Below are 11,630 nucleotides of genomic sequence, written 5' to 3'. Positions count from 1 at the left end.
TTAACAAGGGGAAGATTACACCCAAATAAATATCTGACCATAATAAGGAAATATTCAAAATTATATTTATCATCATTTTTAGAGAAGATAACAATTGAATCAGAGAAGTTAACGATATACACTTCAGTATCACTATAGCATCCATCAAGATGAGTACTATAATTTGTTTTTTCTATACTTTTTTTGAATTTGTTAATAGAGGTTAATCTAGAATAAATTTCATCATGAGTATTTCTCATAATACTATCTTTGAAACCTAATATATCTAAAAAAGCTACAAAACGAAAATCAGTTGTTTTCCAATTTGTTTTTATTGTATTAGTCATTAAATCTTGATTTTATTTACTTTTAAAATAGTTAATAATATTTTTTTTTACACTCAAATATACCAAAAAATCACAATCAAACCCCTTATTGTAAAACTACAATCCTACAAATTTTCTCCCACTTTTGCTCGTGTTTTCTTTTACTAATTGTCAAAAAAGAATATATAAATAACGTTGCATAACCCAAAAAGCTCCTGAGAGGAGCTTTTTTTGTGGAGTATATACTATTTTAAAAACTAAGGTTTTCACTACTTCGCATTCTACGTAAGCATAAAAAAAAGCAGTAATCATATAAAATACTGCTTATATAGCTTAAAACTAAACTTCGATAACTCCATAAGAATTAAAAGCTAACTTCGGTTCCGTTCAACAGGCTTCCATCTCATGCCCTCTGGGCAAGACGAAAGCTTAGTTATTGTGCGACGTTTTTATTCTAAACAGATGTGTTTTAACTTACCCGAGTCCTCGGTTGATTATAAACAGGTGTGTTTTACCTTATCCGAGTCCTTGGTTGATAACAAAGAAATTTATTTTTAACTATAATTAGTGAGTTTTAGACGAATTAAAACGTTTATTTTTGGCGTAATATTAATTGAGACTTTCTAAAAAATGAAAAAACTATTTTTATTGACAACATTCTTTATGGTGTCAGCACTTTTTGCTCAACAAGCGACTAATACGTTAGAAGGCGTTTTTACAACAAAAGCAAAAGATGAATTATATAATCCATTGAAATTTGATGGAAAAGGAAGAGTAACAATCGGTGAATTTGATGAGGTTGGTTACGAATTTACAGAACGCAATGATTCGGTTATAATATTTGTCGAAAAAACGGTTTTTATCTTCAAAAAAGAGAAAAATCAATTAAAAGGAATTTCAGATTGGGTGGATAAAAAAGTGTATAAATCAAATTTGAAATCTTTCGAAAATAAACCTCAATCAGATTCTAAATTAGCACAACGTGCAAATTGGATGGCTCAGAATTATGATATCAATTTTAAAAATAATGCAAGCTATTTATTTGATTTTGATGAAGAAAGTTTAATTAAAAAATTAAAAGAAAATGAAGCTGCAAATGCAAAATTGTGTAAAGAAGGTTTTGATGAAAGTTGTAAAGTAGTTTTTGCCTATAAATTTGCTGAACAATCTGGTGGTGTTTTCGAGACATTAAGTGCAACAGAAGAGTTGAAATTAAAACCTAATAAAGAGTTACAGCAATTGGCCCAACGTGTATTAGATTTAGGAAATCCAGATGGATACGGATTATTTTATACGTATTACTATTTTACAGGAGAAAAGGAAAAAGCGGAAGAGTTTTTACAAAAAGGATTAGATTTAGGATCTAAGTATTGTACAGAGATTTCATTAAATTCAGCTTTAAGTGAATTTGGAGAAGGCTTACAATCGGAAGTAGAAGAATCAGAAGATTAATTCGAACAAATTATCATATAAAATAAAAGCTCAACATTAGTTGAGCTTTTTGTTATTTAGTCAATAAATATTTTGCAACAGCATGATAAGCTGGTAACGAATACGGGTCGTTCGCACTATTCGATGCAACCGGATTGGAAGCAAATCGCACAATAACCATTTCCGCTTTTGGATCAACATAAATCGCTTGACCATGAACGCCACGCGCCATAAATGCTTGATGCTCATTATTCGTTACCCACCACATATCTTTGTAGCTCCAGCCTTTTAGAAGTTTATAATTTGCCTTTTCAAAAGCTTTTTGATTTCCTCCTTTTTTGATTTCCTCAACCAATTTTTTAGGCAAAATTTGATGATTATTAAAGTAACCATTGTTTCTTATCATTTCTCCAAACATCGCTAAATCTCGAAGGTTTGCATTAAAACCACCTCCTGCAAAAGCAATTCCAGCACCATCAATCTGGTAATATCCATCAAAGTTTGTTCCCAATGGTTCCCAAAATTTTTCAGATAGAATTTGAGCCAAAGGTTTATTCAATACTTTTGTAATAATCCAACCCATCACATCAGTATTCACCGTTTTATAACCAAAAGCTTCACCATGTTTACCATTTTTCTTGACTGTTTTCAAATAATCATAATAATTTGTAGGTCCATTATAATTAGCAGGTTTAGGAAAAGGATTTCCAGCAGCCGAAAAAGCCCACACTTCAGCATTCGGATCGCTGTAATCTTCACTATATTGCAAAGCAGTTGTCATATCCAAAACTTGACGAATCGTAGAATCACCAAAAGCTGAGGTTTTCAATTCAGGAATATAATCACTACATTTTTTATTCTCATCTAGAATACCTTCGGCAACTAACATTCCGCCTAAAGTTCCTGTCAAGGTTTTACTCACAGACATCAAGGCATGAGTTCCATTTTTGTTTAGTTCTCCAAAGTAATTCTCATAAACAATAGCACCTTTGTGTAAAACAATAATTCCATCGGTATAATTTTTTTGCAAAGATTCTTTCCATGTCATAGTTTTTTTACTTTCTAAAGGAGTGAAAGTCACATTATCAATGGATTGATCCAATTTAGTTTTCCAAGTATATCTGTTTTCTTGTGCCGAAGCGACATTTACAGTTGGGAAAAATTCGCGCATATGACAAACGCTATATCGTAAAGCTGGAAAGTTAAAAAAGCTACCATCTATAGCGGACAAAATATCTTCTTTAGCAGGTGGAAACCCTTTTATCCAATTAAAATTCTTTGGATCCGATTGTTCTGCAGTCAAAAATTGTTGTCCATAACTCATTTGCGTCATCACTATAATTAAACAAACTAATATTTTTTTCATAGTTGTACTATCTATTTGGTTGATAAATGAAGTAGAGGAGAAGCTTGCTTCTCAAATTTACGAAAACCATTTTAAACTTTATTTTATTAAAAATCGGTGAATTCGAAAGAATAATAAGGTCAAATAACAAGACGAATTCACCGACAAGTTTTGAAGTATTCGATTGATTAGATCTCAACTTCTCGTTCAGAATTTGTGCAATTACTATGAACGATATAATCGATTAGTTTTCCGTTTTCAAAACACAACATTAAATCTTCTTCATAAATTGATGTATGTGTCAATTGGTTAAATTGTAATAATTTTCCTTGTGAGATTTTAATGATTCCAGAATACCAGCTCGCAAAAACTTCTTCTCTTCTCGGAAACAAATAATTCAATTCAACTTCATCCAAACCATCCAAATATCCTCTGAAATTAATCAAAAACAATTCGTCATTTCTCAATTCCCATTTCCCATAATATCCTCTCCAGCATGTTGGCGAAGGTGGAGTAAAATAAGGTGGATGATTTAATTCTCTAAAATAATGATGTAATGGTTGTTCGGCTATAATATATTGTTGGTTGTCGATTAATAAAATTTCTCCTATTTGCGCGATCATTTTTTCTTATGGTTTATTCAAATGTAAAATAGCCATTCGAATAAATGAAAAATCAATAGTGCTAATTTATCAAAATAATAAAAATTGACCGACTAAAATAAATAGTTGAAAATTATTTTGTCTTTAAATGATAAATTCGTATTTATTATTTATTTAAGAGTTATTCTTTCACCTTGTTGAGGGAAAATATAATTGATGTTATATGGATTATCTTTTAACAATTCGTCTTTAATTTTTTGCTCATAATCATCTTTTGGCTTGATATGAGTAACGATAATTGTTAAACCTTTCAACCTACTTTTTCCAACTTCTTTCGCTAATTCGCCTAATTCTTCGTTCATTAATTTTGGGGTTAAATGACCAAATAATAATTTTTCGGGTTGAGAATTCGGAAAAGAAACTTCTAACATCATTGTTTTTAATTTTCCTGATTTAATTTTAGGTGAAATTGCTTTCCAAATAGTTGATAAGTTTTGAGTTTTTTCGATACGATCAGCTCCTGTATCACCAAAATATAAGACTGCATTTGAACCATTTTCGACTAATATTGCCGAACTTTTTAAAGGGTTTACATGACTCAATTCGTAAATAGTTCCTGTAAAATTAGTTCCTTCTATTGTGAAAGGCATTCCTATTTTTGCGTATTTGTAGTAATATTTATTCAAAATTGGCGATTCACCTTCATTGGCAAAATTTGCCCAAGCATCATTGGTAAAATATTTATTTTTTAAAACTGAAATTGTTTCAGAAATACCATAAATAGGCTTGTTAGAATCTTCTGGAGAATTAATAATCATGCCTGAAAGATGATCCAAATGTCCATGTGAAATAAAATATCCTTTGATATAGTTTTTCAGAATTTTATTGTTTTGTTCTTCAAAAGTACCTTTCTCTATTGCTTTATTGATTCCAGAAAGAATTGTTCCTGCATCCAATGCTAAATAGCTGTTTGTTGTTTCTTCACCAATCAAATAAGATGAAAGATTGCTTTCATTGCTACCTCCATAAACACCAAGTGGAACAATCTGAATATTTTGTGCTGATGCAATCATCGAAATTCCGAATCCAATACTTAATAGATATTTTTTCATAAAAAGAATTTTAACAAAAATACAACTGAAAAGTATTATTAAACTAAAATATCCCCATAGTTTCTAAAAACTTTAGTATTTTCACATTTCTTTAAAAATTAACGCATAAAAATTAGTTAGAATGAAATCGAAATTATCTACTAAAATATTGAAAAATTATGCGACTCAACTGATGATGAAAAAAGCAATGTATGCAGCTGCAATTGCTTTATTGGCAACGAATGTTGATGCGCAAAAGAAACCTCTTGATTTGACTGTTTTTGATGAATGGCAATCAATCGGAATGAAAGAATTATCAAATAATGGTTCGTGGGTTGCTTATCAAGTATATGCACAAGAAAGCGATAATACATTGAATTTTTTTGGACTGAAAACAGATAAAAATCTAAGTTTTCATAGAGGAGAACAAAGTGTTTTTACAGCAGATTCTAAGTTTGCCGTTTTTAAAATTCGACCTTTTTACAAAGATTTGAAATTGGTTCGAATCAAAAAGAAAAAGGAACATGAAATTGCTAAAGATTCAATCGGAATATTAAATCTTGCAACAAATCAAGTCGAGAAATTACCAAATATAAAATCATTCAAAACACCGAAAAAAGGAGGTTCTCTTTTAGCTTATTTATTAGAAAAAGAAGAAACGAAGAATGATAAAAAAGACAAGTCAGATTCTACAAAAACGAAGGATAAAGTTGCAAAATCAGCTGGAAAAGATAAGAAAGATACGCCGTTAGAATTGGTGTTGAGAAATTTGATTTCAGGTCAGAGAAAATCATTCAAAAATGTGATGAATTATGAGTTTAGCGAGAATGGTAAGCAATTAATTTTTTCGACTAAACAAGAGAAAAAAGATAGTTTAGATAAAACTAAATATGGTGTTTTCTTAGTGAATACAGCAACGTTTGTTCAAAAACAATTGGTAGATACAATTGGTGATTTTAAACAATTTGCGTTTGATGAATTAGCAAATAAAGTCGCTTTTGTTGGAACTTCTGACGAAGAGAAAAAGGAAAATAAAACATATTATTTATATTATTCTACAACAAATAATCCGCAACAAATCAGGATATCTGAATTGTTAGGATTGAAAAAAGATTGGCAAGTTTCAGAAAATCGTCAACCAAAATTTAGCAAAGATGGAAATTCTTTGTTCATTGGTTTGATGCCGAAATTAGCAGAAAAAGACACAACTTTGATTGCTGATGATCATGCAAAAGTGGATGTTTGGAGTTACAAAGACGATTTTATTCAACCACAACAATTGAAGAATCTTGAGCGAGAGAAAAAACGTTCGTACCTATCTGTGATTGATTTATCGAATCCTGTAAAAGTGACACAATTAGCGGATTTGGATATGAATCAAGTCGAGATTTTGAACGAAGGAAATTCAAATTTTGCTTTAGGAACTTCTGATAATGCCTATCGATTAAGCTTGAATTGGGATGTAACAGGTCGTAAAGATTATTATATCATTAATACGAAAACGGGAGAGCGTGAATTATTTGCAAAAGCTTTGGCTGGAAAAGTGGAAATGTCGCCGAATGGAAAATTTGCTGTTTTTTATAATGCCGAAAATGGATTATGGTCGAGCTATAATATCGAAACAAAGGAAACAAAAGTTCTGAATAAAAAGCTGAAAGTGAAATTTTATGACGAAGAAAATGATTCACCAACTTTAGCGCAAGAATATGGAGTTGCCTATTTTACTGATAATGACGAAACGGTTTTAATCAAAGATCGATATGATATTTGGGAGTTTGATTTGGTTGGAAAACGTCGTCCAGAAAATATGACAAATGGTTTCGGTCGTAAACATAATATTACGTTTGATATCAATCAATTAAATGATGATATTAAAACAATTAATCGAGATAATTTAGTTTATTTAGGTGCTTTTAATAATCAGAATAAACAATCAGGGGTTTATCAAACAATCATTTCGAAAGCAAAAAATCCTGAAGAAGTTGTCATGTCGAATACTTGGGGAACGCAAAAAATGAAGAAAGCGTTGAATGCCAACGAATTTATTTATACAAAAGAATCGTTCCGAAATTCGCCTGATGTTTATGTTTCAACAAATTTTAAAGATGAGAAAAAGATATCTGCAATCAATCCGCAACAAAAAGATTATTTATGGGGGAATGGTGAGTTGGTAACGTGGAAAACGTATTCAGGTAAAGATGCAACAGGAGTTGTGTATAAACCAGAGAATTTTGATCCAAATAAAAAATATCCGATGATTGTTTACTTCTACGAAAAACTTTCGGATAATTTGAATCGTTATCAAGCGCCTGCGCCAACGCCTTCTCGTATTAATCACACATATTTTGTAAGTAACGATTACATTGTGTTTACACCAGATATTTCATATACAATTGGTCATCCTGGTAAATCTGCCGAAGATTATATCAATTCTGGAGTAGAAGCGTTGAAGAAAAATACGTGGGTAAATGGAAGTAAAATCGCTATACAAGGACAAAGTTGGGGAGGTTACCAAGTTGCACATTTGATCACTGCAACCAATATGTATGCTGCTGCTTGGACGGGTGCGCCTGTTGTTAATATGACTTCTGCTTATGGTGGAATTCGTTGGGGGACGGGTATGAGTCGTCAATTTCAGTACGAACAAACGCAAAGTAGAATCGGTAAAACCTTGTGGGAAGCGCCGGAATTATATATCGAAAATTCGCCTTTGTTTAATATGCCAAAAGTTACGACGCCAGTTGTAATCATGCATAACGACGAAGACGGTGCTGTTCCTTGGTATCAAGGAATTGAAATGTTTATGGCATTGCGTCGTTTACAAAAACCAGTTTGGATGTTAAATTATAACGGAGATGATCATAACTTGATAAAACGTGCGAATAAAAATGATATTCAACAACGACAAGTTCAATTTTTTGATCATTATCTGAAAGATAAATCTGCTCCGAAATGGATGACAGAAGGTGTTCCTGCAATTAATAAAGGTATTGATTGGGGATTTGATCTAGAGAAATAATTATAGTAAATATTTAAAAGCGACCAATTTGGTCGCTTTTTTTTGTCAAAAGAATTTCTTACAACACAATTATATTGTTAAATTTACATTTCATGTATAATTAACTTCTTGAAAAAGTTTTAATTTAGAGGGATAATTGCACTGAATATGAATACTAATAATCGACAAATTGTTTATATCCATGGACTAAATAGTTCGGCAAATTCAACCAAATTCAAAACTATTCTAAAAAATTATCCTTCAGCTATTTGTATTGAATGGAAAACGGAGGAGAATATTGCAACTATTTTATTTGAAGCTTACGAACATTTAAAAGGTTTGATAAATGATTTGGCAATTATAGGAAGTTCTACTGGAGGGAATTTTGGTTGGCAATTGCAACAAAAATTAAAGGAAAATGGAAAATCGAGTGAATTAATTTTGTTAAATCCTTTGGTTGATGTGTCGATGAAAGTCGAAAATAATTTTCCAGAAAATCTTTCGCAATATTTAGTGGATATGAATCGTTTCGAAAATACAACGGTTTTTCTTTCTGTACATGACGAAGTTTTGGATTTTGAAAAACTAAAAACTTTCTTTGAAATTCAACAAAATATCTTTCCACAACAAATCGAAATCATAGAAATTGATGACAATCATCGAATACGTAACTTCGAGTCATTGTTAACGTTAATTTAATTTACGCATTACAATTATTTAATTTTATTAACTGCATTTTTGCACACGAATCAAGAAATAAATAAATAAACATGAGGCAATTTTTAATATTAATACTTATTGTATTTTCAATCAGTTCGTATGCGCAAGTAAAAGATTCTACAGAATCTAAAAAGAAAACTGTACAGGATTTTAAGAATATGATGTCGCCTTATTACAGCTATGGTAACGGATTGGGAATTACTTCTCCAGATAGTCTTTATCAGGTCAATATTAGATTTCGTATGCAAAATCGCATTAGTTATAATCATAATGATGGAGAAGAAGATAATATTGATGGACAAATTCGTCGTTTAAGATTGCGTTTTGATGGATATATCGGAGATCCAAAATTTGGTTATTCGATGCAATTATCTTTTGCAGCAGGTGATGTAGGAAAAGCAGAAGAGGGTAAGAATACAAATATTATTCGTGATGCGATGATTTTCTATTACCCAAATAAACATTGGAGTTTAGGATTTGGTCAAACAAAACTTCCAGGAAATAGACAACGTGTTAATTCATCTGGAGCATTACAATTAACGGATCGATCTATCAATAATGCAGATTTTAATATCGATCGCGATTTTGGATTTCAAGTCTTATACAATAAAAGAAATCAAGAAAAATTCTCTTATATTTTGAGAGGAGCTATTTCTACTGGTGAAGGGCGAAATTGGACAAGTTTTAAGGATACTGGTTTAGCTTATACAGGAAAAGTTGAGTTGTTTCCACTTGGAGAATTTACAAAAGGTGGAAGTAATTATGAAGGTGATTTAGTTCACGAACAAACACCAAAATTGATGATTTCGGGAGCTTATAGTTACAATGATAGAGCACATAGAACAGCAGGAATGTTAGGAGATGATATTGTAGGTGGAGGAACAGCTAATATAAAATCATTGTTTTTGGATGTGATGTTAAAATATCGTGGATGGAATTTGATGTATTCTTATATGAATCGTAATTCTGATAATGTGTTATTTTATAACCCTACAGATATTTCTGATTTTAATTATATCTATAATGGAGAAGGAATGGATTTTCAAGGTTCATACACATTCCCGAAACACTGGGAGGTGATAGGACGTTATTCAACTCAAACAGTAGATAAAGAAATTTTTGAGTTTACGCCAAATACAAACCAATTCACATTAGGTTTGACAAAATATATTTGGGAACATGCGTTCAAATTACAAGCAGAGTTCACGTACGAACAACAAAAATTCTATAATTTGGAAAAGAAAAACAACTGGTACGCGCGTTTTCAGATAGAAATTGGAATTTAAGATATCTTATTGTAAATTAAATATCTTAGAATAAAATAAAGGTTTGATATTTGATAATATTTTATAAATTTGCAGTACAAATATCAACCCATGCAAGCCAATAAAAAAAGAAAAAGTTTAAACCGAAACGTAGAGTTCGGAACAAAAAAAGTACAGTTTAAAGATGTAATTATTGTCGCAATACTAATCTTTGTAATTGCCTTAACAATTTTGAAATTTATAAATTAATCATATAAAAAAACCACTTCAAACGAAGTGGTTTTTTTGTTTTATTTCTTTTTGATGGAAACTAATTTCGAATCTTCTTTGCAAATTTCTAATACAAAATCATAATCTTTCGTATTGTCTTTGCTTTTATAGTTTGCCAAATATTCTCTACAAGGAACTTGATCTTTTTTCGAGTGATCAAAATCAACTTTACTTCTTTTGAATAATTCTTTTTTCAAGAATGTAGAATCTAAATTTTCTGCTTTTAAAAATGCTTGAGCTTCTGGTGAAATAGCTAATCTTTTTGAAAAAGCTTCATCCAAAACTCTTGCATTTGGAAAGTAATTACATGAGAAAGCACGAGGTCCAAACGCCATAGCGACGAAAACTAACCCAATTCCAACTCCCATCAAATAATTCATAAATCTTTGCGTAAACGTCATATAATCAATAAATTAATGTCGTGAAATGGTAAATCAAACCAATCACATAAGTTCTTTTTTACAATTCTTCCTTTGTACAAATATACGCCATTTCTTATAGTTTTATCCGATTGTACCACATTCGCAAAACCAGATTCTTCTGAAATTTGGAATAAATACGACAAGAAATAATTGCTCAACGCTTTGGTAGAGGTGCGTGCGACGCGAGAAGTGATGTTAGAAACCGCATAATGAATTATATCATTCTTAATAATGATAGGGTGATCATGAGTTGTTAATTCAGATGTTTCGAAGCATCCTCCTTGATCAATACTTACATCAATAATCACAGCTCCAGCTTTCATATTTTGCACCATCATCTCAGTTACAACACAAGGTGTACGTGTTTCTCCGCGAAGAGCACCGATTGCTAAATCGCAACGTCGCAAAGCTTTTCCTAATTCTTTTGGATCTAATGTAGAAGTAGAAACTCGTTGTCCTATATTTTGTTGTAATCGTCTTAATCTTGTTAATGAATTATCAAAAACACGCACCGAAGCACCTAAACCTAAAGCTGTTCTTGCTGCATTTTCTGCAACCGTTCCAGCTCCAAGAATCACAACTTCTGTTGGTCGAACTCCTGTTACGCCGCCCATCAAAATTCCATTTCCTCCGTTTGTAGAAGACATCAATTCACTTGCAACCAAAATTGCCGTTGTTCCTGCAATTTCACTTAATAAACGAACGACTGGTAAATGATTTTGTTCATCACGAATAAATTCAAATCCAACAGCGTTTACACGTTTTGTAATTAATTTCTGAAAATATTCGCGTCTTAAAGTATTCGCCGGAACAGATGAAATAATTAACGCATTTGGTTTTATCCAATCAATTTCATCTAAAGTAAGTGGACCAACTTTTAGAATAATAGGTTTCTCGAAAACAGCTTGCGTATTGTAAGAAATTTGCGCACCAGCTTCCGAATATTCTTTATCCGAATAATTTGCACCTTCTCCTGCTCCAGTTTCTATCGTAACTTGGTGTCCATTATTGACCAAAATTTCGACTGCATCAGGAGAAAGACAAATTCTTTTTTCTTGATTATTTGTTTCTTTTGGAATTCCAATATCAAAGCGTTCTTTCTTGTGAGGAATCTCTAAACGCTCGGGTTGAGGAATAAGATCTTCCTGAGAAAAAGGCGTGAAAATATTTTTTCCGTCCAT

General features: G+C 31.4%; 10 protein-coding genes. 4 read left to right on the top strand and 6 right to left on the bottom strand.

Annotation, left to right across the window (positions count from 1 at the left end):
- Positions 1–326: hypothetical protein (locus tag B4J88_RS15025; RefSeq protein ID WP_291048101.1), on the bottom strand; the 326-nt coding region annotated here is incomplete at its 3' end.
- A 609-nt stretch (positions 327–935) separates the two neighbouring features.
- On the opposite strand from B4J88_RS15025, the gene B4J88_RS15020 reads away from it, so the two are divergent.
- Positions 936–1,757 carry a hypothetical protein gene (locus B4J88_RS15020; RefSeq protein ID WP_125350542.1) on the top strand — a complete coding sequence of 274 codons (822 nt, stop codon included), beginning with the start codon at positions 936–938 and terminating at the stop codon, positions 1,755–1,757.
- Between the two features lie 52 nt (positions 1,758–1,809).
- Here the strand turns inward: B4J88_RS15020 and B4J88_RS15015 are convergent, their stop codons facing one another.
- The 3 genes from B4J88_RS15015 to B4J88_RS15005 all read right to left on the bottom strand — a co-directional run bounded on the left by B4J88_RS15015 (position 1,810) and on the right by B4J88_RS15005 (position 4,795).
- Complete coding sequence (locus tag B4J88_RS15015) at positions 1,810–3,102, bottom strand: serine hydrolase domain-containing protein (protein WP_291068020.1); 1,293 nt, start codon at positions 3,100–3,102, stop codon at positions 1,810–1,812.
- 167 nt (positions 3,103–3,269) lie between these two features.
- Positions 3,270–3,704 carry a hypothetical protein gene (locus B4J88_RS15010; RefSeq protein ID WP_219035348.1) on the bottom strand — a complete coding sequence of 145 codons (435 nt, stop codon included), beginning with the start codon at positions 3,702–3,704 and terminating at the stop codon, positions 3,270–3,272.
- A gap of 149 nt (positions 3,705–3,853) precedes the next feature.
- Positions 3,854–4,795: an MBL fold metallo-hydrolase gene (locus B4J88_RS15005; protein WP_291068018.1), complete on the bottom strand. Its 942-nt coding sequence runs from the start codon at positions 4,793–4,795 to the stop codon at positions 3,854–3,856.
- 121 nt (positions 4,796–4,916) lie between these two features.
- On the opposite strand from B4J88_RS15005, the gene B4J88_RS15000 reads away from it, so the two are divergent.
- The 3 genes from B4J88_RS15000 (at position 4,917) to B4J88_RS14990 (ending at position 9,778) form a co-directional block, all read left to right on the top strand.
- Positions 4,917–7,793: an alpha/beta hydrolase family protein gene (locus tag B4J88_RS15000; protein WP_291068016.1), complete on the top strand. Its 2,877-nt coding sequence runs from the start codon at positions 4,917–4,919 to the stop codon at positions 7,791–7,793.
- 147 nt (positions 7,794–7,940) lie between these two features.
- Entirely contained in the window at positions 7,941–8,471 is a 531-nt protein-coding gene (locus B4J88_RS14995) for a YqiA/YcfP family alpha/beta fold hydrolase (protein WP_291068014.1), read from the top strand.
- 71 nt (positions 8,472–8,542) lie between these two features.
- Positions 8,543–9,778 carry a porin gene (locus B4J88_RS14990; RefSeq protein WP_291068012.1) on the top strand — a complete coding sequence of 412 codons (1,236 nt, stop codon included), beginning with the start codon at positions 8,543–8,545 and terminating at the stop codon, positions 9,776–9,778.
- Positions 9,779–10,047: 269 nt separating this feature from the next.
- On the opposite strand, the gene B4J88_RS14985 is transcribed toward B4J88_RS14990, so the two are convergent.
- Both B4J88_RS14985 and B4J88_RS14980 read right to left on the bottom strand, forming a co-directional pair.
- Positions 10,048–10,407 carry a hypothetical protein gene (locus B4J88_RS14985; RefSeq protein ID WP_125350441.1) on the bottom strand — a complete coding sequence of 120 codons (360 nt, stop codon included), beginning with the start codon at positions 10,405–10,407 and terminating at the stop codon, positions 10,048–10,050.
- Positions 10,408–10,424: 17 nt separating this feature from the next.
- Entirely contained in the window at positions 10,425–11,630 is a 1,206-nt protein-coding gene (locus B4J88_RS14980; protein ID WP_115001045.1) for an alanine dehydrogenase, read from the bottom strand.

This window comes from Empedobacter sp. UBA5036, assembly GCF_002415215.1.
GTDB lineage: Bacteria > Bacteroidota > Bacteroidia > Flavobacteriales > Weeksellaceae > Empedobacter > Empedobacter falsenii_B.
Note: the sequence above shows the minus strand (reverse complement) of the source record. Positions and strands in the feature narration are given on the sequence as shown.